Here is a 23,453-nt window from a genome sequence, read left to right on the forward strand (position 1 = left end):
ACAACACTCCCTATCCATTCATTTGCGAATCCGGCGGCTCCGGCAGCCGTTTGCTCAGCCTCACGGGAGACTGGATGTTCGAGGAAAACGGTTTCAACCTTACGGAAAACGATGTTTCTTTTGGATGAAGCAAGTACTTTTCCAAAGGCGGAGCTTCGCCGCAGCTGTGATTGCCGAGCGGGCCTTGCCGGTAGTCCAGGTTGACGATCGTCTCGGGCAGCCGGACCAAATCGTAAAGATGCTTTGCCCTGGCCAAATCGTGCGCCGAATAATGCGAGACGCTTACATCGAGCAGCGGCGTCCCCGAAAACAAAAGCCCTATTCCCTGCATATTCGTCACCGCCGCCCAACGCACATCCGTTTTGTTTCCATTGTCCTGGGGCTTAATATACGGCACGAACTGACCGTCGACCGTCCCACGGTAAATACCGAGTTTCCCGCTTTCCTTCCGGTCAATGTAACATTCGTGCGGTCCGCGCCCAAACCATGTGAAGCTTTCAAATCCCGGCGGCATCGCGAGCTGCAGTCCGAGCCGCGGTAAATTCGGAAGTCCCTCCCGCGGTACGATATGAGTTGAGATAACGATGTCCCCGGATCCATAGATGGTGTACGACACTTTCGCCTTGAAGCTCGGACCGAGACCTATCGAGCTAAGCACGACCGACACGTCGATCCGAACCGCGCAGTCGCCGTAATGGCGGAGCGACACATCACGGACATAATGTTCAAGCACGTCGTAGCCGGCTTTCTTCCATTGCTTGGCCTGCCTTGCATCGTTGTCGACCGGCGCCCGCCACACGTTGATCTTCGGGCCTGCGGCCAGCAGTTGAACGCCGTGATACGCCAACGAGTTCAACCGGCCGAGCCTTTTATCGAAATCGGCGGCAAAATCGTCACTTTCAACTTTAATCGCAAGTCCGGATTCGGCAGTGCGAAGCGGCGGCATCGAATCGAGCCTGACTGCGGGTGCCGCCGGAGCTGCAGCGGGAACAGGCAAATCGGCCCACGCGACTTCATGTCCGGCCGGCGCCCAGGCGGCTGCTTCACGCAGTACAAAGGAAACATGAAGCCAGTATTCGCCTCCGGGCCGCGCAAAACCGCATATCAATGGAATTGTTACGGTCGCCTCGCCGCCCGCCGGCACGTCCAATCGGGGCAATTCTCCTTGCTCCAATGTTTCTCCGTCGCACAGCAGCGTCCATGTTCCTCGCAGATGGGCGAGCGAGACGAAATCGTACCGGTTTCGAATGCGGACGATTCCCGCGCGCATGTCCACGGGTTCAACGAGTACGGGTTCGATCACTTTCTTGTACTCGATCAGTGGCGGTTTGACCGTCCGGTCGGGAAACAATAGCCCGTCGATGCAGAAATGCCCGCTGTTCGGACGGTCGCCGAAGTCGCCTCCGTACGCATACCATTGTTCGCCGGATTCGGTTGTCCTCCTAATCCCATGATCGGTCCATTCCCAGATGAAGCCGCCGAGCAAACGCGGATATTTATATACAGCTTCCCAATACTCCTTCAGATTGCCGGCCGAATTGCCCATCGCATGAGCGTATTCGACCATCAGGAAGGGCCGCTGATCGTCTGTCTTTTCCCCTTGTTCGATTAAATCTTCCAACGAAGGGTACATACTGCTGACGATATCGACGATCGGGGCGTCTTTCGCGCGTTCATAATGGATCGGCCGGGTCGGATCGGCTTGCCGCACCCATTCCGCCATTGCGTCATGATTTTCTCCGTAGCCCGATTCGTTCCCAAGCGACCAAATAATGACGGAAGGGTGATTTTTATCCCTTTCCACCATTCTCACCGCCCGGTCGACAAAATGCCGCCTCCATGCCGGATCCTGCGCCAGATGGCTTTCGTTGCCGATGAAATGGCACCCGTGCGTTTCCAAATCCGCCTCATCGATCACATAAAGCCCGTACCGGTCGCACAAATCGAGCCAACGCGTGTCGTTCGGATAATGGGACGTGCGGACGGCGTTGATATTGTGCTTCTTCATCAGCAGGATGTCCTCGAGCATCGACTCCATCGTCACTACGAATCCCAGATCAGGGTGAAATTCGTTGCGGTTGACGCCTTTCAAAATAACCGGCTTGCCGTTGACGAACAGCCTGCCGTCCCTAACCGCAACGTCGCGAAAACCGACGTCCAGGCAACCTGACTCCGCAATATTTCCATGCTCATCGGACACAGTGAGCGTGAGCTCGTGCAAGGCGGGATCTTCCGCCGACCATTTGCGCGGGGCGGCAACCGGAATATACGTTTGAAGCTCGATTTCTTCGCCGCCTGCAAGAGGTTGAGGCGTGCGCAAGGTCTCCGCATGAACCTTTTGCCGTTCGTCAACCAGCAGTTCGATCCTTATTTCATGCTCGTTTGCCGGCATTTCCCCGTAATTTTTCACTGCCATCCTCAAGCTGAGAACCGCGTCTTCCCCGTTGCCGGCAAAACGGGTCCGCACCGACATATCGCGTATATGCACATGAGGAGTCGAAATCAAATATACGTCTCTGAAAATGCCGCTTAAGCGCCACTTATCCTGATCTTCCAAATAACTGCCGTCGCACCACTGATATACTTGAACCGCCACAACGTTTTCGCCCGGTTGAAGGAGCGGTGTAATCCGGAATTCGGAATGTATGTGGCTTCCTTGACCGTAACCGGCAAATTGCCCGTTAATCCACAAGTGAAATGCCGAATCCACGCCTTCGAACACGATAAATGTTTGCCGGTCTTTCCAGTCGTGCGGAACGTAAAAGCTGCGGCGGTAACAGCCTGTCGGATTGTGTTCCGGCACATGCGGCGGATCAACCGGAAATGGATACATGCTGCTTGTATAGTGGGGATTGCCGTACCCGTGCAGCTGCCAATTGCCGGGAACGGGAATCGTGTCCCAGCTTTCCGCGTTGAAGCGGCTGTCGTAAAAGCGTTCAGGCGCTTCGGAAGGGCGCCGCGCATAATAAAACTTCCAATGTCCGTTTAACGAGCGGAAGTATGGAGAAGCTCCTCTTTCCCTCTCAAGCGCGGTATGTATATCGGCATAAGGAAACAGCCCGGCATGCGGCGGTTCGGTGTTCCGGCCAAGCACATTCAGATCCTTCCAGTCATTCTTCCAATCGCCCCCGCCGTTCACGTTGCCGCACCTTCTTTCGCCGCCGCGTCGCGGAACCGCAAAGCGTTGGACAATACAAGCGCAATGATCCAGGACGGATTCCAGTTGTTATGATCGCCGCGCTTATGATAATTGGTCTGGTAAAATCCTTCGCCCTGCTCCCCGATGACGGTAAATCCCCATTCTCCCGGCTTTGTGCATATTCCTTGCCCCATCGCGTCGAAGATCGTCCGGCCCATCCGTTCGTATGTCGCGTTTCCGGTCAACCGGCCGAAATTCCAATATTCGAAAGTCGGAAAAAACACGTCCAGGTGATGATTTTGCACGCTCACTCCGGGCCATCCGACCGCATTGAAACCGGCCTCGCGCAATTTCGATCCGCGGTCGTAGGCGGGATTCCAAACATACACATACGTCAGCAGCCAGTCCGCCGCGACTTCCGCCCATAATCTGTAACGCTCGTCGTTCGTAAGTACAAACAATTCGTAAGCGGCCAAGAAGAAATACATGCCCGCTTCTTTGTCCTCGCACTTGGCATCGAGCGTCGACCGGGCGAACGGCCGCTCGAACGTCTCGGCATGCTGTTCATAATAGCGCCGCATCACCTGTTCGGCATGCTCCAAATACCGCCGTTCGCCCGTTACCTTGTAAGCTTTCAGTACGGCGATCAAGCACGGTATGCCGGCTGCCGTAATGATTTCATCCGCGGGGTCGCCGTCGTGCAGCCATGCTGCCGGATATACTCCCGACGGCAAATCCGCGCCGGTAAAAAAATCAGCCGCTTCCCGCACGGATTCGATCCAAGCGTCAGGCGCCTTTCCGTCCCGGTCCCTGAACAGGAGCGCGATTTCCGCCAAATCCGATATCGTTTCGCCGTATGCCCGGCTCGATATGACGGGCCGCTGATTCGAACGGAAATCGTCCCACCGGCCGTCGCTTAGCCGATACGAGCTCCGCCTCAGTCCGGGCGTTAACCCGCCGCTCTCCCTAACGTAAAAGTCGACAGCCCGTTTGCAGCGGCCGATACGCTCCTCGTACCCGCCATCGAATCCGAGCTTACCGTCGCACCATGCAAGCTTCATGCATTGCCCCGTCCACCCGTATAAAAAATGCGGCGGATGACGGGAAACGTTCCCGAACGCGTTCGAGTCGTTGAATTTGACGTAACCGGCCGCACCGGCCGCTTCCCTCCAACGGTCGTCCATGGCGCTCGTCTTGAGGCGGATCATTTCATTCAAGGTGAGCGGCTTTGCCCCTTGCGGGTCGAATAAAAGCAACCCTTTACGAACCGCCTCGCGGAATCCCCAGCCCGCTTGAGCGGCCGTTCCCCAATCGAGCACGTATTCCTTGGTCAGCGTGAAGCCGGGAGGCAGATCGACATATCCTCCGTCGTACGGTTGCGTTTTGCTTTTGCCGACGTATACAACATCCTTCTCCCCATTGAACATCAATACTCCGCTTAGCGACGCCAAAACCGAGACGTCTCCGTCACACACCGCTCCCAGCGAAAAATAATTCACCTTGCCGTCATCCGTTTCGACGAAAGACGGGATCGCATACAAGGAAAAATAGTTCGTCCGGGCATGCTCCGTCCATTCCACATTGACGAACGGAATCGGCAGGCGGTGTTCTTCGCAAATATAGCCTTTCCCCGGACCGGTTCCGAGCCTCGGGACGATCCGCTCCGGATCCGCGGAAGGATTGTTGTTATAGATCATGTGCGGGATTGTTGTAATCTCCCGCTTCCGTACCGGAAGCTCGAAGGTTACGCCTACGGCGGCGTCGGAAACAAGCCGGTCCGTCCGGTTTTCCCAAGTCACTTTCACTTTCAACAAGTCATGTTTGCCGAAGGACATACTTACGGTAACGTTCAACTGATTCAGGAATCCTTCGATCCGGATGCTCCCGCCTTCTTCAACGATTCGCTCGTGCCTGAACCGGGAGAAGTCAAATCGCCATGGCCTGCCCTCGGAGCATGTGAACATGTGCTGCAAGCTGCCTTCGAAATACGGTTCAGCATGACTTGCATGTCGCAAAATGAGGCGGATGGAATCAGGAGTTTCCGCTGCTTCGACCTGCTTTTGCCTGTCATTGCCGGCAAGCGCGTAACGTTTCACTTTGATCAACTCCCTCATTTCGTTCGGCGGCCGCAACGGCGACGGTGTCGTGCAAACCCAATAACGAGACGAGAAACAAGTCAAGCGTCGGGTTGAAGCCGTTGCGTCCGGACAATGGCAAACCGGCGATCACGATTTCGCCCTTTCCCATCCGAATCTTACCGACCACGGGAAGCTTTCCCTTCCCGCCGGCATCTTTGCGTTTGCGATACGTGAAGGCGACCGGCTCGAGCTGCGCTCCTTCCAGCCAGCAGTCGGCGACCGCCCCGATCCGGTCATAAGAAACATGATAGAAGTAAGACAAATCATCCGGATTCATCCACTGCAGCCGGGGGGATTCGCGGTTGACGGCGAGTACGTAGATTCCCTTCATAGGTACGGTTTTCACCACTGAGCCGTCGATATCCCACACATCCGTTCCGGAACCTCCCCGGATGAGCAAAACCGAAGCGCCTTCCTTGACCTTTGGCACAATGGATGCTTGATGGCGGGCAAACTCCTCGCCGGAAGAGACAATCAGCGGCCGACCGTTCCAAGAGACGGGATTGAACGGTTCTCCGTCAAGCTGCAATAACGAGCAAACCCGCTCGGCTTCGCCGCCGAGAAACGCAACTTTTCGAGCGGTCTGTAATCCGGCTTTTGGAAACGCTTCGAAGGCAAAACGCTCCGAATTCAGCCTCTCTCCCCGGTCGTTCACCAGACAGGCGTCGACGTACAGGCTGCTCCTGTCTTGCACCGCAGGCACGGCAATCCGGATCGTACCTGCATAACGCGATGATACTCGTTCGACATGCCCGGCTATTGCGTAATGGCCGTATTCCCGGTCTTCGTCCCGCAGCGTTGCGATCACCCGGCAGTTGTCGTAATCTTTGTGCGTATCGTTCAACAGCCATGCCTCGATTTCCAGCGTTTCCCCTTCGTAAGCTCTCCATCTGTCGCATCTTAAATTGACGCGAACAGGCTCAAGGCAAGCTTGATAGGTGAAAAACGCAGGCTTCGGGTTCCGGTCCGCTCCGACCAGCGCTTTCATCCAACCGGACGGCCATGCGTCGATCAATAGGTGGATCGCAGTGGACACAATATAGTCTGCGCGCCTGCGCCAAGCGTCGGTCATCAATTTCGTCGCTAAGCATTGATGCTTCTGACTCTCGCGCACCCAGTCCGCGAGAGTGCTTTGTTCGGCGAACCAATCGCCGTGCAAACCGTAAGTTTGCGCTCCGACGATTTTATCCGGGGTCCACGGTTCGTTCTCCTCCGCAGGAAGCCATTCTTTAGGATAATGCTTCATCATGACTCCGATGTTGTCCAAGCCTTCCGTCCCGTATTCCCCGCATCCCGTCTTCCAATCGGGTTTAATGGACGGGAGAAAGCCTTTATACATCTTCCCCACCGGAATGACATTGTCCGTATACCACATATTGTAGCAATGAAAGTCCGGCAGTCCTTCGCGGGTCGGGGGATTGTAATCCCCTTCGGCGTTCTTGACCGCCCGGTCCGGGTTTTCGATGTAAATCGCCTGTCTGGCGGCAACGAAGAATGCTTCCAATTCGTCCCGGTGAAGATGGCGGTGTCCTTTCCTTCTCTTTTCCGTCCGGGACGGCTCATTGATCAGCGACACCATGATTGCCGAAGGGTGGCTGCGGATCAGCCGTTCCATCTCCGCCGCCTGCCGTACCGCTTCGCTGAATTGGTTGCGGCGGATAAATCCGAACGTCGGAAGATCGCATTGATGCATCATCCCCAGCATGTCGAAATAGTCGTAGATTTCTTCCTGCACGGGACGCTGCGTAATGCGGTAATAGTTCATATTTGCGATTTTTGCGATCAATATGTCGTCAATCAGCTGCTCGTAATTCTGATTCATGACGCACTGCTGCAGATGGCCCATCTCATTGGCGCCCCTAAGAATAACCGGACGATTGTTTAAATAAAGCGTTCCTTTCGGAGAATCGTACTCGTCCACGAGAAATTTCCGCATTCCGAAATGCCTGTCCCTGACATCCTGCCGATCCGTTCCTGCCTGTAAGCTGACCCTCGCCGTATAAAGATATGGAGATTCCGGCTCCCACAGTCGAAACGACGGTATTTGAAGCCGGTACCGGCAGTAATTGATTCCCGGGCCGGCGTATGCGACTTGGAAAGAAATCGGGCCGATGTTCTCCCCGGTGAAATTTTTCGGCATGATTTCGATCTGAAGTTCAATATTTTCAATCACACGGTTAGCCGTATTCATGATGTCCGCCCAAACTTCCGCACAGCCGTCGTCAATGTTCGGCCGGACAAAGATATCTTGGATAAACAGCTCCGAGCGCTGTTCCAAAAACACCTTGTTGTAGATGCCGCCTCCCGGCGGGCAGTGATGCCATCCGCTGTACGGATCGTCCCATCCCGGTCCGGTCGCCGCATAAATTTTGTCGCCGTCCAGCTTCGTGCCGCCGACTCCCATCATCGGATAGTCGTTGGACACTTCAACCACCAGGCTGTTCTCATTGCGCAGCAGCTCGGTGACGTCAAACTCGAAAGGGGCGAAAAAGCCTTCGTGAGAGCCCACGCATTTGCCGTTGACATATACAGACGCTTTGTAATCGATCCCCTTGAATACGAGGTATACCCGCTTTCCTTCCGGAATCGGGCCGTAAGCGAATTGAGTCCGGTAATATGCGGACCATTTGCCGTTTTCCCCGGTCGGTCCCCTGAAATCGGGAACGGTCACCGTTTCCCAATCTCCTTCGCCTTCCAATACGCGGCGGAAATCGTCGCCTCCCGGCGTTCGATAACGAAATTGAAATTCGGAAATGTCCAACGTATCTCTTCGTATTTCCGGCTCGGTAGTCAAATCTCGCATATAAGGCCGGAATTCCTCGCGAAGCTTGTTCAACTGCGCTTGAAACCGGACGATACGCTCCTCGTGGGAAATATAGCGTTCCGCGGGCGCCTTGTCGCCGCACGGAACAAAATAATTTTTTTCAAAATATACGGGAGATATTTCCTGCAGATCGCCTTCCCTTTCCGGATGTTCGCGAAATGCGATTTCTGCAAACTGATCTAGCTGCGTATCTTGTTCCAACGGTCTGTCCTCCTCTCATCTCATGATGTGTCCGATTTCGAAATCGAGCGTAAATCCGCCCTCATCCTTCGCAAACATTCTTACTTCCGCCGATCCGAACCGCTGCATCCAGCAGCGCTCTTCCCCGAGAAACGGGTCGACGGTCTCCCGTATTCGTTCATCCAAGAAATGCGGCGAGACGATCCACCTGCCGGCGCCCGTCCTGCCGCTTTCCCTCTGCTTGGCCGGGCAGTCTTGCGGCAGAAGCCATTCGGCGATGACCACGACCGCACCCTCTTCCGCCTTCTCGATGAGGGCCGAATATGTCTCATTGGAAAGTGAGGAGCCCCCGGCAATGATCAATTTCGGCAAGCCCAGCATCCGTCCGCTCACGTATCCGTCGTATGCCAGCACGTTATTGACCGGGTAAAACAACGGATGTACGCTTTTTCCGCTGTCGGTCGCGAACCCGTGCTCCAGCGGAAAGCTCGCGAGCGGCACCTGGCGTTTCAATTCGTGTCTGGGAAAATCAAAGCCGGGAATATGCATGCAGCTTCCGTGCGGCGGAATCTCGCCACGGCTGAGAAGGTGCCATATGTGAAACACGCTTTGCGAATGCGTGTCTGCTTCAAGATTGCGGTTGCCGAACAAGTTTTTGTTCTGCCCATAATTGGAATCATCGGAATGGATGATTACGATATCAGGGTCGGCTTGCGAATAATCCCAGGTCAAAGGATGCTCCGGCACATACTTCCGTGCGAATTCCGTCCATATTTCCCCGAATTCCGTTTTTTCAAATCCTCTGCCGGTCGATCTAAGCAGCACGTCGATATTTTCTACAAACAAATGCGACGGCCCCATCCAATATCCCATCTTTAACGCTGAATCGAATTCCTCGGGGGAATGGCCGGGGAATCCCGGAAAGCGGGTAAACCACGTTCCGGCATCGGGTCCCCATAAATCCGCGCAAATCCACATCGATCTCCCGTACTGCTTGGCGGCTCCGAGCGCGGTGCACAACTGCAGCGACTGGAACGATTCCTTCATGATTTTCGGGCAGACGTCCATACCGGCACGCGCCAACGTGTGAAACATGACCGGAAACACTTGTTCGGAGATCAGAGGTGCCGACAGCCGTTCCAATCCCGCTTCCTCCAGCACACGCCTCACATGCCCGGCTCTGGCCGCGGCCGCCCGCTCCACTTCTCGGCGCGACGCGTCCAGGCTCATCCCGTCGGTCGGTCCCCAATGGGGGAACCATCCGTCTTTGCGGTACTGCCCCGCGTTGATTTGCAGATGTTCCGGCTCGTCGTACAGCAATCCGATGCACCGGCCGGTGCGGCCCGCTTCCGCCACTAGATTGTCAGGGACGTCATAACGGTTCGTCCCCTCAACCCAAGGTCCGTTGATGTTGCCGTATTCGTTGCCAAGACAGATGTCCATTTCCGCATTGGCGATATCGCGCAGCAATGTCGAATGGTCAGCTCCGGGTATGACATGATGGACATAAAATTCCGTTTGCAGATCGCGCAGGGCGTTCAAAAACCGCTCCGGTTCCGGCTTCGGATCCTGGGACGGACAGACGCTGCCCGTCCCTGTCCGCATGATCCGGTCCGAAGCTTCTCCTGCCCACGGATCCTGCCATGCGACGACGGGGCCCTGCACTCCGAGCTTCGGACGGTGCGCAGCTCGCTTCATTACCCGTCGCTCCTGTGTTGAAAAGCTTTCCGGATCAAAGTCAAACAATCCGCAACCTCTTCCGGCTTTGCATGCTCCAGTATCAATGGAACGTCGGGCAGGCGGCTGCGGAGCAGCGAAGCGTAAATATTCCAGTCCGCGGTACCTTCCCCGACGCGGGGCGTCGTAAACCCTTCCTCATCGTACAAGGCGTCTTTGGCGTGCGCGACCGGGCAATGCTTTTCGATACATCTGAAGATGTTTTCCATCGCGTTATCCTGGTTGCGCATATCGTCTTGCGTTAAGTAATTAAAAGGGTCCATCACGAACGCCAAGCCTTCCGTTCCCAACGTCCCCATCATACGGAGCGCCTGTTCCGGTCGGGCAAGCACATTATTCGCAAATCCTTCGATCAACAGCACGACGCCCTGCTTGACAGCACGGTTGCGCAGCCGGTCAACGGCCTCAAGCAACCCGCTCCATGCCTCTTCCGTTCTGTTTCCCTCCCAGTCCCGCCAGCTGTTCGTCGGATGGAGGCTGCCCGTCTCGGTGGCGATATATTTCGTGCCGTACGCCTGGCACAAGTCGATCAGCTTCTCGAACTGCTTGAGCTTCTGTTCCCGTTTCTCCGCATTCGGATGGCACAGATTGGTGTAACCGGACAAAGCGATGACAGTGATTCCGTTATCTTCAAATATGCGGCGGATTTTTTCAGCCCGTGCCGGCGACAACGGATCATCGTCCATCAGCCGAAAAGCTTGCCTTGGGTCGACCTGCACGCAGGAAAACCCGTGCCGCCGCCCCGCATCGGCCATCGCATCCGCGGACCATCCGTTATATACGTAACTCATGAATCCGAGCGTATTCATCGTTTCGCCAGCTCCTTCGTAAGGAGTTCTTCCCTCTCAACCACCATGCCTTCACGGCTTGAGAGGACCATAGCCGTCGTCATGGCGACCGTCTGCAAATTGTCTTCGGCAGTGACCGGCGGAGGTGTTCCCTCATCCAGCGCAGATATGAACGCCGACATGGAACCTGCGAATGCGTCCGGAAACCAGGAGCCTTTCAACTTAATCTCGTGAACGATATTTCTGTGCTTCGTCAGCGCGATATGCAGCATGTCGTGCGAGCACCATGCGCTTCCTTCCGTTCCGTCGATCCGCCACGTATAATTATGCGACCGGCTCGCCCGCACGATATTGTTGAAGTGTAGCGACGCCATCAGCGGCTGGCGTCCGCCTTTCGGACCGAATTCCACATTGGCCGAATAGATGAGCGGATCGATCGAATTTTGGTTCGCCAATTGGGCCGTTGTGCAATGAACCCTCGACCATTCCTGCCCGGATCGATTGAAATGCCGGCACAGGTCCGCGTAGTGAACTCCGTGGTCGACAATGTTGAAATTCGGCATCTTGGTCCACCACCACCCAGACTGATCCTGATAGGAGTACATCAAATGCTGGATGCTATAGACTTCGCCCAGCGCATCTTGTTCAAGCAACGTGTTCAGAGCCTTATGCGCAGGCGCCCAACGGGCCTGCTGGTTTACTCCAAGCACGATGCCCAGCCGCTCGGCCTCGTTCTTCAATACATTCGCCCGCTCCAAATCCAGCGCCAACGGCTTCTGGCACAATACGGGCCGCGGCGCCTTCCCTATCTTCCTAAGCGTGTCCAGCCTCGCTTCCGGATGAATGGCCATATCGATGATTCGGACTTCGTCCATGTCCAACAGCTCGTTCACATCCGTGGTCCAACGCGGGATGCCGAATTTCTCCGCCGTGCTGCGCGCCGCTTCCTCGTTGACGTCGCAGCAGGCGGCCACGTGAAATCCGTATTTGCGGTATGCGGGAAGATGCGCCGAGTTCGCGATGTTTCCGCAGCCGATCAGACCGATGCCGTATTTGGCCGCGATCGCGTCGCCAAGTTTCCGGGGCAAGTAATCTTCAGGCGTTATCCATTCCATAATTGGCCGTCACTCCCGCCGTTGTTTTCATAGGTTCCGGTGAAAGCACGTACGTCTTCCCAGCTGCCGTCTCAAACTCGGTCATAAACCCTTCCGACTCGCAAACAACCGGTCGGCCGTCCGTTTCCACGACTAGAGGCGCTTGCGGCCGTCTGCACACGATACGGCATACTCCGTCGACTTTCGCTTTCATACGGCAGCTGACGAGCTGGCCGTCCGCCCATTCGATATCCAGTTCATATCCGCCGCGGGCGCGCAGTCCCTTAACGCTTCCCTGCTTCCAGTCGATTGGCAGTGCGGGAAGCAGCGTTATCTCTCCGCGGTGCGATTGCAGCAGCATTTCCGCTATTCCCGCAATCCCTCCGAAGTTGCCGTCGATTTGAAACGGCGGGTGAGTATCGAGCAGATTTGGGAGCGTTGATTGGGTAAGCAGACTGCGGAGATGCTCGCCGCACTTCTCGCCTTCTTCCAATCGGGCGTAAAAATTGAGCACCCAAGCCCTGCTCCATCCGGTACGGCCTGCACCGTTCTCCAGCCTGCGTTCCAGCGACCGCTTCGCGGCTTGAGCCAAGTCCGGCGTGTGGCGAACATGAATGATTTCTCCCGGATGCAGTGCGAACAGGTGGGAAATATGCCGGTGTCCGGGCTGCGCTTCGTCCCAATCTTCCAACCATTCTTGCAGCTGTCCGTGCTTTCCGACGGCCGGCTGGGGCAGCCTGCGAATGACTTCCGTCCATCTGCGGCGAATCAGATCGTCGGTCTGCAATATTTCCGACGCCTCCAAACACGCCCGGAACAGCGTATACACAATTTGGGTGTCAATCGCAGGCCCTATGCAGAGGCTCCCGACGCCGCCGTCGGGACGGATGAACTTGTTCTCAGGCGATGTGGAAGGCCCGGTGACGAGACGGCCTTGCCCGTCTTCCGTCAGGTAGTCCAAGAAGAAATCCGCCGCTTCCCGCATCACCGGATAGGCACGTTCGCGCAAAAACGTTTCGTTCATGCCGAAGCGGTAATGTTCCCACATATGGAGGGACAGCCAAGCCGCGCCCATCGGCCAGATCGATGCGGGCAAATAATTGCCTTCGATTTGGCAAGATCCCCACATATCCGTATTGTGGTGAGCGACGAACCCTCTGCATCCGTACACCTCCATCGCCGTTTTCCGGCCGTGCGGACGCATCCGCTCGATCAAGTCGAACAACGGCTCGTGACATTCCGGCATATGGCATGATTCGGCTGGCCAATAATTCATCTCCGTATTGATATTCAACGTATATTTGGATTCCCATGACGGCGTATAGCTTTCATTCCATAGGCCTTGCAAATTCGCCGGGTTGGATCCCGGACGGGAACTTGCCATAAGCAAGTATCGTCCGTATTGGAAATAGAGCGAAATCAATCCCGGATCATCGGAACCTTCTTTGTACTGCTGAAGACGAACGTCCGTCGGCAGCGCAGCGCTGTCCCCGTAATCTTCCCCGCGGTTCAGTGTGAGCTTCACGCGCTGAAATTTTGATGCATGCTCCTCTATGTGATCCTGTTTCACCTGCTCGTATGACTTGCTTGCCGCCTGTTCCAACCGGTTTAGGCACTCCGCGTTCGGATCCTCGTGACGGAACGTTGTCGCTGCGGCCAAATACAATACGACCTCATCCGCGTGACGAACGACGAGAAAATCGCCGATCGTCTGAACCAGTCCGCCTTTGGCGACGGCTTTAAGCCCCGTGCAGAAAGTTACCCCGTCCTTGCCGCAATCCCCCTGCATCAGCAGCGTATCCCGTGACGCCTTCAACGTTCCTCCGTCAAACGGTCTACGGGTTAAATGAAATCTCAGATGCAGCTTTCCCGGTTCTTCGCAAGTAAACCGGATGGCGATCACTTGATCGGCGGCGCTGCTGAATATTTCCCTCTCATACCGCAAGTCGTTCAGGCGAAAGCTGACGCGGGCGACGGCCTGTTCCAAGTCCAATTCCCGGTAATATTCGGAAATCATTCCTTTCCCGCCGTTGTGGTACATGTTCAAATCACCCAAAGGCTGATAAGGATTCAGAGATTTCGGAATGGACAGCATCGCCATTTGCGCGAGCTCCTCCGCCTCCGTCTGTTTCCCTTCCGACAATAAACGGCGGATTTCCGGTAAATAGCGCTTCGCATCCGGATTGTTCCCGTCTTTAGGTCCGCCGTACCAGACCGAATCTTCATTCAGTTGAAGCTTTTCCTGGTATACTTTGCCGAAAATCATTGCGCCGAGGCGCCCGTTACCGACCGGGAGCGCTTCTTCCCACGATTTGGCCGGTTTGTTGTACCAAAGTTTATATTCCATATTCATCCCTCCGTAGCTGCAAATAATTGTTAACGCTGACAACCTTCGGTTGCTTGTTTCAGCGTTCAGCAAACCCTTTGAATTCGCAAAGCGTAGTATAGTTTCGCGGGCAAATCGATCCGGAACTTCCCTTCAAACGATTGTCCCGCGTTGGTGACCGTCATGTTCCACGTATCGATCACATCGACTTTATAACGCCCTTCGGGCAGTGAAAAGTCGCGGTATAAGAAACGATGCGGACCGAAATATTGCAAATAATATTCGCCTGCGATCTCCAGTGTGGAAGCATCGAGCCGATTGCCGGTGTACATGATCCCGTCCGGCGCTTCTTCAATCAGCTTCCGTAAAAACTCGATTCTCGGAACGCTCTGGCCGTGAAGCTTTCCTCCATGCGACCACCAAAGCACGTCGTCCGGATGCAGATACGTTTCTCCATGGGTGACATAACCGCCGCGAAATATTCCTTCCCATATCCTGAGCACCATCTCTTCCGGAGTCAGGCTGCCCCACCTGGTATGGATATTCCCTTCGTAACCGCATTCGTCGACGATGACCGGTTTCCCGTAATGCCGGGTCCATTTCGAAATCATCCTGACGTCGGCGGATTGGATGCTCGCATGCGTGACCCACGGTTTTCCGTAGTCGTACAATGTCCGGCAGTTGTGGATCGAACGCAAATGTCCGGCGTGATCGTATTCCTGCACGATGCCGAACAAACTGTCCCAGTCCCCGGTATTCTTTTCCTTCATCAAATCGTATTCGTTCGCGAGCGACCACCATACGTTCCGGAATGCGGCCAGCCGGGCGATCACATAGCGAACGTAACGTTCGTCTTCTTCGGCCGACATCCGGTCGAATCCCCAACGTCCTTCGTCATACGGGTGAAACAATATAATATCCGCTTCGATACCGAGCGCCGACAAATCTTGAATCCTCTTCTCCATGCGTGAGAAATATTCAGGATTGAAGCGCGAAAGATCAAATACCCCCTCCTGGGTTGTAACGAACGGATAAATGCTCGGTTCGGCATCGTTGAATTCGTATGATTTCGGAAACACGCACATTCGCAGTTTGTTGAAAGGCGAATTTTTCAACGTGTCAAGCGTTCGTTCCTGAAGACGCTCGTTCTGAAGATGCCAAACATAACAAGTGGTGCCCATCGGGATATAGCGTGTTCCGTCCGCATACCGGAAACGGCTGGAATCTTTGGCCGTGACAGGTCCACGGTTGCCGGGCGATGGCGGCGTGCAAACAAATTCCCCCGCGATCCCGTTCAATTCCGGGCAGCTGCTGGACGTTTGATATGTGAAAATTCCTTCCTCTTGCGGCATAAAGCGGATCCGGTACACCGAGTTTCCGTCGTAAAACCCCTCGACTTCGAACAGCTGCGTACCTTTCCTGAATTGTGCGCTTAGCCGAACGTCGACGAACGGGTTTCCGCCGGACGGTCCTTCCAAGGCCAGTTCGAATACACCCCAACGTTCCGCTTGCTTAGTCTCGATCAATGATTTCTCACCCTCCCGAAACGGATGTGCGTTTATTCATGTCTTGCAGATGCGAAGAGCGATGTACGGTGTTCCGGGCAAATCGATTTTGCTTCTGCCCCGGAACGTCCCTTCCACCGGCTTCACCGTCATGTTCCACGCATCGATGATTTCAATGCGATAAGAAGAATGCTCGGGAAGATCGACATAACTGTAAGCATGCTGGTGTTTTCCGAAATAGAGCAGCATGTACGTACCTTCCTGCCGCGCTTTGATCCAGTCGGCCGGTCCTTGCTCGAAGATGCCGCGCATGAAGGCGATCCTCTCCATGCTTTCGCCGTACAGCTTCCCTCCTGATGAAATCCACGCTCTCGTCTCCCGGTCGATGAACGATTCGCCGTGTCCGGCATACCCGCCGGCCGACATCGCTTCCCAAAGCCGGTGAGTCATTTCCTCCCCGGAAATATTCCCCCATCTCCGGGAGCTGTTGCCTTCATATGAGATTTCGTCGATGACGACGGGCTTCTTGACCTCGTCCAGCCACCGCGTCGTCATTGATGCATCCCAATGCTGAATGCTCTGGTGCGTGATCCACGGCTTGGAAAAGTCGTACAGCCATGAAGATTCGTACATCTTCGTCCCATTATGGATCGAAAGGAGATGCTGATACGGATCGCGGCGCTGCACGAACCGGAGCAGCCGGTCCCAGTCTTCAACCGATTTGAACTTGTTGAAGTCGTATTCGTTGGACATCGACCACCAAACATTGCGGAAAGCGGCCAGCCGGGCTACACAATATCGCAAATAAAAGCAGTCGGTCTCATAGTCCATATTGTCGAAACCCCAATGGCCCTTGTCGTAGGGGTGGAACAAGATCACATCCGCTTCGATTCCAAGGTTCATCAGATCATTGATTCTTCTTTCCAGACGGGCGAAGAATGCAGGATTAAAGCGCGTCGTATCCGCATCTTCCGGACACGTTCCGGCAAAGGCGAACATCGGCGGAGCCATGTCGCGCGTAGGAAGGATGCACATTCTCACTTTGTTGAAAGGAGAAGCTTTCAATGTCTGCAGCGTCAGCTCTTCCAACTCTTCGTTGCCGTCATGGGTCCAATGATAGCAAGTAGTGCCGAAAGGCATATAGGGCGATCCGTCCTCATACGCGAAATGATGGTCGCCTTTCACCCTCACGGGACCGCGGTTTCCGTCGGACGGCGCGACACAGGCGAAATCGCCGCGCAGGCCGTTCAATTCGTTTCGGTTGCTTCTGGTCTCATATCTCCAGGTGCCTATCCGGTCCGGCATGAAACGGATGCGGTATTTCCCGTCCCCGTCATAAAATCCGTCCGCTTCAATCTGCAAATTCTTATATTGAAAGCTGGCTGACAGATGAACCGCCTGAAACGGGTTTCCATCCGCCGGTCCGTTCAGACAAAGCTCGAACATCCCCCATCGTTCCACTTCACGCTTGTTTCGCTCTGTCGACATCGGTCGGTGTCACTCCTCGCCGTATAAAGCCTATATACTAAATACCAATTATTGGTTCCCTTAGTTTCATTCATTATACAAGGTTCAATTTGAGAGATTATAGGTGATGATTGCTTATTGTATAGGCGAATCGTGTCATTAAAGCCATGTCCGTCAAGCGGAAGAAAAGAAAAGGCCCCAAGCGAGGAGGCCTTTTGCGTTCCGTGTTGCATTATTGATATTTCCACCAATCGCCGCCGGCCTCTTTCAGCTGGATCGTCTCATCGATTTGCTGGGTCATTGCTTCTTCTATCAACCGAAGCGCCGTCGGTGTATCTTTGGATTCTTCGAAGATGTGATTTTGGAATACGCCCCATACGTTCGGATTGATGAACGTAAGACCCGGTTTGCGCGCTTTCGGAACGGCAGGCTTCAAGGCGAATACGTTTTGGACGTCTTTTCCTTGCAATTCCGGCACATTTTGCGCGAAAGCCTGAACTACCGTTTCGTTCATCATCGGGCCGATGAGCGCGTCTTTCGCTCTGGCCATCTGCACTTCTTCGGACAGAAGATAAGAGATGACTTGGAACGCCAAATCCTTCTTGTTCGATTGTTTGGTAATAAACAATCCGTTGAGGTTCGGCATATACTTCGAGTTCGGCGCCTCCGGGAATACGGGCACCGCTCCGAACGAAAAATTCAGATCGGGGTATTCGCGGGACCATTTCGTAACGTTCTCCAGCGTGTCGACGGAAACCGCCATTCTTCCTCTCGGGAATTCCGAAGTCGAGGTGAACTGGTTGCCGGGAATTTCATAAAACCGTCTCATGTTATCCACGATTTTGACCCACGTGTCGGTCGTCAACGATGCCTTGTCATCGTTGGGATCGAGCGCCGGCTCCGAAAGCTGGTTGTACATCATGTAATGGCTCGGGTGCTGCTGCCAGCCTTTATAAGTGACATCGCCGTCTTGGCGCGTCATCGTTTTGGCCAGTTCGTACGCTTCTTCGTACGTCATGCCGACGTGCGGGTAATCTTGACCGTACTTATCGAATATGTCCTTATTGTACACGAGCACGAATTCGTCGTTTTCGAACGGCAGCGAATACAATTTTCCGTCCGAAGCCAATTTGGAAACTCCCAGCATGGCGGGATCCAAAGCGCCGGTATCGAAATTGTACTTTTTAATCAGGTCGGACATGTCGTATTCCATTCCGAATCTGACAATCATCCTTGTCGTGTTGCGGCGCACCTGCTCCAATACGATATCCGGGATCGTACCTTTCGCGATCAGGTCCTCATAACGGGTACCGTCGTTCCAGTGGACATGCTTGATTTGGATGTCGGGGAACTTCTTCCGGATATATTGCCCGATCAATTTTTCGAAATTTTCTTCTTCTTCATAGATCTTATTCTGTGCCGTATAGAAGAACAGCACGTTGTCCGACGTTCTGTTGACCGTGGTGTCTGTATTGCCCCCTTCCGAAGTGTTTTCCGAAGCTTCGGCTGAGCTGCCGTCGGGATTGTTATCGGTTGCTTCGGTACCGGGCGGCGCGGCGTCTCCGCCAAAGCAGCCGGTGGAACCGACGATCACCAAGGCGATCGCAATCGCCGCAAGAAATAATTTTTTCATGTTTTGCAAGAACCTCCCCTAGTCATTTTCAGTAACGGTAACCGTTTTCAAGGAAATCTTACTACAAGCGAAACAACTTATGATTAGGGTGGCATTCCTCATTTATAGGTTTATTGCCTCAATTTCCCGATACGGCCCACGTCAGGGCCGCTTCGAGAAGCTTCCAACCGTCGTCCGTATGATATACGACATTGTCCGGATCTAGATATATAAACACTTGGCGCGCGGGTACCGGATGGTTGTTCAAGTTTTTCCCGCCCTTTTCCAATGCGAAGAGAACCGCTTTTTTCTCGTCGTCCGAAGCCGTTGCGATAATTTGGGCTTCGCCGCCCGGAATCGCAAAGCCGATCGCCCCTTCCGATTTATACACGTCAATGTTTCCGTTCAAACCGGCCGCGAGCGGATGGTTGGCGTCTTTGATCTTGATTGTTTTTCCGTTAACCGTCCCATTATCGACGGTGTCGTCCCACCCGGCCAAATCGATATCGCTAATATTTTGCGGTTCGGCGTATACGACCGGAACGGGAGAATTGTAGAGCTTGGTGCCGACTTTGCCGGAGCTGATGGAAGAACTGACGAACACCACGTCGAAACCGTCCGCCGATTCGGTCGTAAATTCTCCGTCAAATATTTCCGTCACTTCAAATCCCATCTTCTTTATGCGGGAGACGGTTAGAAAATCGCCGCCGCTGCTCGCCTTCTCGACATACAGCAGCTTCTTGCCCTCCAGCTTCACAGTCGGCTCCGTCTTTGACGGCTGGCATGCAGCGATGGCCGCCATCGCAATGACAACGGCTATTACGAGCAAAACTTTTTTCATTACAAACACTCCTCGGTTTTAAAAATTTTTCGGCGGCGTCAGCACGATTTTCCCGTCTTCGAGCGAAACTTGCATCCGGTTCGTGTTTTTCGCCCCGATTTCGTCCAGATAGCTTTGGGGGATTTGCAGACGCCCCGCTTTGTCCATCACGGCGTATTCGATGAAAGACTCTTCTTCTTTGTTCTGCATGCCTTGCTCCAGCTCAAGCAGCTCTTGAGCGTACGTTTTACGGCGGACAATTTCCGATGCCGCCTTGCCGTCGCGGATCGCCACTACGCGGTCGACTTTTTTAGCCAATTGCGGATCGTGCGTGACGACAACGACCGTCAGCCCGAAATTCCGGGTTAATTCCCGGAACAAATCGAGAATCCGGTTCGCCATCTTCGTATCCACCGATCCGGTCGGTTCGTCGGCAAGCAGCAGCTTCGGATGATTGGCCAGCGCAATGGCGATGGCCACCCGCTGCTGCTCGCCGCCGGACAATTGGTTCAACCGGTTTTTCCGCCGATGGCTCAATCCGACCGCTTCCAGCAATTCGAGCGCCCGCTGCCGCTTGCGCCGCCCTTGGAGCAAAATCGGAAGCTCCACGTTTTCCTGCGCCGTCAAATAGGGGATCAGGTTCCTGGCGCTATTTTGCCAGATGAAGCCGACAGTCTCCCTCTTGTATTTCACCAGATCGCTTTCCGACATCTTCAACAGATCTTTCCCGTCGACGGTCAAATGTCCGGCAGTGGGACGGTCGAGCCCTCCAAGCATGTTGAGCAGAGTCGATTTGCCGCTTCCGCTGTTGCCGATGATCGCCATCAGCTCCCCTTCTTCGACGTGCATATCCAGCCCCTGCAAAGCTACGACTTCCAAATCCGCGATCTTATAAACCTTTACCAGACCCTCGCAATGGATCAACTTAATCCTCCCCCAGCTTGACAGCCTGATGGATTTTAATGCGGGACACGACATAACCGAGAATGATCAATCCGACCGCAAGCATTGCAGTTACAATCATATACAGGCTCAAATAATCGTCCTGGTCGAAGGTAACCTTGAACGGCAAAATTTGCGTTTTCGCATCGAACGACATTTCGAACAAGGGCACAAATAACCGGCTCGTAATATTTCCGGTATAGATGCCTATCACGATCGAAGCGGCCGATATCAATATTTGCTCTCCGACGAGCATGGCGATCAGTTTGGGGAATGAGATGCCCATCGCGCGAAATATACCGAATTGAAGCGTGCGCGCGTGCAGCGATATGATCCAATACAACAGAAATCCGACAAACGTAATAAATATCGAAATAATAAAATCGAGCGTCATGACGCCGTTGATAGCCAGTATGAACGGGTCGTTGATCGATTTGATCAGCTCCTGCCGGGCGTTTTTCACCGAGAGGACATCGTAACCTTTATCCGACACCGCATCGTATACTTCCTGACTGCTTGCTTCCGGCTTCAATTTCAACCATACTTCGTAAGGTTCGAGTGCAAGGTTGTTCTGGATGTAAGGCAAATTTCCGACAACGAGCTTCGGTCTCTTAACCTTCTCCGAATCGCCGTTTATTAACGACAAATCGTCCGGCGCCGGATTCCAGGACGGCCAATAATCGATCACCGCGTAAACGATAAAATCCACCTTGTCCGTACCGGACCAACCGAGGCTTATCGTGTCTCCCGGCTTGATATTGTTTTCCGCCGCCATCGATTTGGATACAAGTACGGCGGATGAATTCGACGCGATGAGATTCAAATATCCGTTGAACGGATGATCGAGCAAGCGGCTTCGCATCCAGGCGGTTTGACCGAAATCGTATGTTTCGATCCCCATCAACTGAACTTCGTCTTTGACGGAATCCCCTTCATAAAGGACCGCTTCGTCCTTCAGAAACACTTTCGAAGCGTGGCTTACACCCGGAATTTGCGTGAACGGCAGGAATGACGGTTCTGAATATTGCGTTCTTTTCGGTACGGCAGGCATGGCAGCTTCCTCCCGACCGCCCTGCCCCTCCTCGTCTGAAGCGCCCGCCAATATGACCGGCGGCGCGTCGTTCTCCCAATAGATTTGCATCCTGATGTCGGTTCCGATGTCGTAATAGATTTTGTCTTCCACATTTTTATTGATCGTACGGTTTGCGCTCGCGCCGAATATGCCGGTGGCGATCGTGACGATCATAAACACCATGATGAACTGGTATTGGGATGAAGAACGGCCGATCTGGATCAATGCGGAAGACAAAGACGGCGTCCACCAACGCCTGCCGAGCCGATGCACGATCCGGATGAACAACGGATACCACCTAAGCAGAAATAAAGCCGCACCCAATATAAAAAACGACGGAATGAGAAACAGAAGCGGATCGATCCGGATATCGGCCGAGCTGAAACCGAAAGACAGCATATTTTTAACGCGGGATTGATAGTTTTGCAGCCCGTATAGTGCGATGGCTATCAAAATGACGTCGAAAAAATATTTGTGCCAGAATGATAGTTTTTGCAGCCTTGCCATCTGCTGCTTTCTCCCGACAATCGTAACTCTCGTTGCGAGAAATACCGGAATCAACGTCATCAGCAATGAGAAGACGACGGCAATTAGCGCATATTCGAACGCTTCCCGGTTTACCGCAGCTTCCACTTTAGCGCGCTGCACAAACTCGAGAAACCCGCTGGAAGCGCCCAGCATCTTCGTCAACAGCACACCCAAATACGGTCCGGAGGCAAAAGCGATGGCGCCGAGCACGGAACCTTCCGCCGCGTAGCTCGCGATTATTTGCCAGCGGCTTGCGCCGCGGCTGCGCAATACGGCGATTTCCGTCTTCTGCCGTTCCGTGATCAGGTTGGCCACCATATACAGGTAGAACGCGAGCATCAGCATGATCGGCACGTGCAGCGACCAGAGTAGAATACGCAGCTTCGCTTCCTTCTGGAAATAGACGCCCAGCGTATTCAACGCGGGAACGTTCGAACCGGTACCGTCGAATTTCTCGTTCATATATTTGCCGATCATCCGGTCCGCCCCAAGAAATCCGCTTATGGACGACAGCGTCATCTTCGAATAATCGAGGGCGAAGTACCAATATCCCGACTTGACCGGCAGCTTCCCGCCTTGAACAAATTCTTTATTAAACAAATCAAAATCCAGCAGAAAACTGTTTTTGTAGCTTCCCGGATGGTTGTACCAGTACAAATCCGAATAATCGTTCGGTTCTATGACCCCGACGGGTTTTACACGGATAGTTTCCTTAACGTTGTCGTCCCGGATTGTGAATACGCTGCCGAGCACCATCTTGAATTGCGTCAACGCTTCCGGAACGACAAGCGCTTCATACACGCCGTCAACCGGCTCTTTGGCGGGAAGACGGCCGTCCGCAAGCCGGACTTGCCGTTCAATATCGCTGATAGCCGTGAAGTCGGCCCACACCATGTTGTCTATATCGACTTTCTCCGTATTTGCCGGTGCGAAGCTGTATTTGTCGGTCACCCTCTCGCGTACGAAATATTGCACCGGGATGCCGAATTTGCCGCCGGCATTGCGCAAATATTCGTCCGCGGCCATTACATCGCTGTCTTGCGGCTTGTTCGAAGAAAGGCCGGCCGATAACCAATAGGTGCCCGGATACTGGTTCGTGTTGATTTGCAAATTTTGAAGCTCTTTAATCAATAACCGGTGCAGAATGGCGTTGGTATATATCGGCAAGCTGCTCGTCAAGGCGACGGTCAACACGAGTCCGAACAACAGGCTGAGCTCCAGCCATTTGTTTTTGATCATTTTGCGGAGGATCATAATCAATAACGCCAAATTCATTGCCCC

At 54.0% G+C, this 23,453-nt stretch carries 13 protein-coding genes; all 13 read right to left on the minus strand.

What is annotated here, in order from left to right; translation table 11 throughout:
• Positions 1 to 10 precede the first annotated feature (10 nt).
• Positions 11 to 3,139, minus strand: a complete 3,129-nt coding sequence (locus JET16_RS02695) for a glycoside hydrolase family 2 TIM barrel-domain containing protein (protein WP_199614039.1) — start codon at positions 3,137 to 3,139, stop codon at positions 11 to 13.
• Positions 3,136 to 5,235 (minus strand): hypothetical protein, encoded by a 2,100-nt coding sequence (locus tag JET16_RS02700; RefSeq protein ID WP_325176591.1) that lies wholly within the window; start codon positions 5,233 to 5,235, stop codon positions 3,136 to 3,138. Before JET16_RS02700 ends, JET16_RS02695 begins: the two co-directional genes overlap by 4 nt.
• Complete coding sequence (locus JET16_RS02705) at positions 5,207 to 8,302, minus strand: glycosyl hydrolase 2 galactose-binding domain-containing protein (RefSeq protein WP_199614041.1); 3,096 nt, start codon at positions 8,300 to 8,302, stop codon at positions 5,207 to 5,209. Before JET16_RS02705 ends, JET16_RS02700 begins: the two co-directional genes overlap by 29 nt.
• 15 nt (positions 8,303 to 8,317) lie before the next feature.
• Positions 8,318 to 9,979 (minus strand): hypothetical protein, encoded by a 1,662-nt coding sequence (locus tag JET16_RS02710; protein ID WP_199614042.1) that lies wholly within the window; start codon positions 9,977 to 9,979, stop codon positions 8,318 to 8,320.
• The gene (locus tag JET16_RS02715; protein ID WP_199614043.1) at positions 9,979 to 10,827 is read right to left on the minus strand and encodes a sugar phosphate isomerase/epimerase family protein; all 849 of its coding nucleotides are present in this window, start codon (positions 10,825 to 10,827) and stop codon (positions 9,979 to 9,981) included. The genes JET16_RS02710 and JET16_RS02715 overlap by 1 nt, the downstream gene beginning before the upstream one ends.
• Positions 10,824 to 11,921, minus strand: coding sequence for a Gfo/Idh/MocA family protein (locus JET16_RS02720; protein ID WP_199614044.1), 1,098 nt, complete (start codon positions 11,919 to 11,921; stop codon positions 10,824 to 10,826). Before JET16_RS02720 ends, JET16_RS02715 begins: the two co-directional genes overlap by 4 nt.
• Entirely contained in the window at positions 11,902 to 14,253 is a 2,352-nt protein-coding gene (locus JET16_RS02725) for a glycoside hydrolase family 95 protein (RefSeq protein ID WP_199614045.1), read from the minus strand. The genes JET16_RS02720 and JET16_RS02725 overlap by 20 nt, the downstream gene beginning before the upstream one ends.
• 59 nt (positions 14,254 to 14,312) lie before the next feature.
• Complete coding sequence (locus tag JET16_RS02730; protein ID WP_199614046.1) at positions 14,313 to 15,752, minus strand: DUF5605 domain-containing protein; 1,440 nt, start codon at positions 15,750 to 15,752, stop codon at positions 14,313 to 14,315.
• Between the two features lie 36 nt (positions 15,753 to 15,788).
• A complete protein-coding gene (locus JET16_RS02735; protein ID WP_199614047.1) occupies positions 15,789 to 17,219 on the minus strand; it encodes a DUF5060 domain-containing protein in 1,431 nt (476 codons plus the stop codon).
• Positions 17,220 to 17,430: 211 nt separating this feature from the next.
• Positions 17,431 to 18,831 carry an ABC transporter substrate-binding protein gene (locus JET16_RS02740; RefSeq protein ID WP_199614048.1) on the minus strand — a complete coding sequence of 467 codons (1,401 nt, stop codon included), beginning with the start codon at positions 18,829 to 18,831 and terminating at the stop codon, positions 17,431 to 17,433.
• A gap of 118 nt (positions 18,832 to 18,949) precedes the next feature.
• The gene (locus JET16_RS02745) at positions 18,950 to 19,651 is read right to left on the minus strand and encodes a hypothetical protein (RefSeq protein WP_199614049.1); all 702 of its coding nucleotides are present in this window, start codon (positions 19,649 to 19,651) and stop codon (positions 18,950 to 18,952) included.
• Between the two features lie 18 nt (positions 19,652 to 19,669).
• Entirely contained in the window at positions 19,670 to 20,554 is an 885-nt protein-coding gene (locus JET16_RS02750) for an ABC transporter ATP-binding protein (RefSeq protein ID WP_199614050.1), read from the minus strand.
• 1 nt (position 20,555) lies between these two features.
• The gene (locus JET16_RS02755) at positions 20,556 to 23,447 is read right to left on the minus strand and encodes an ABC transporter permease (protein ID WP_233530947.1); all 2,892 of its coding nucleotides are present in this window, start codon (positions 23,445 to 23,447) and stop codon (positions 20,556 to 20,558) included.
• Positions 23,448 to 23,453: the final 6 nt, after the last annotated feature.

The sequence above is a fragment of the Paenibacillus alkalitolerans genome (assembly GCF_016482785.1).
GTDB classification, from domain to species: Bacteria; Bacillota; Bacilli; order Paenibacillales; family YIM-B00363; genus Paenibacillus_AE; species Paenibacillus_AE alkalitolerans.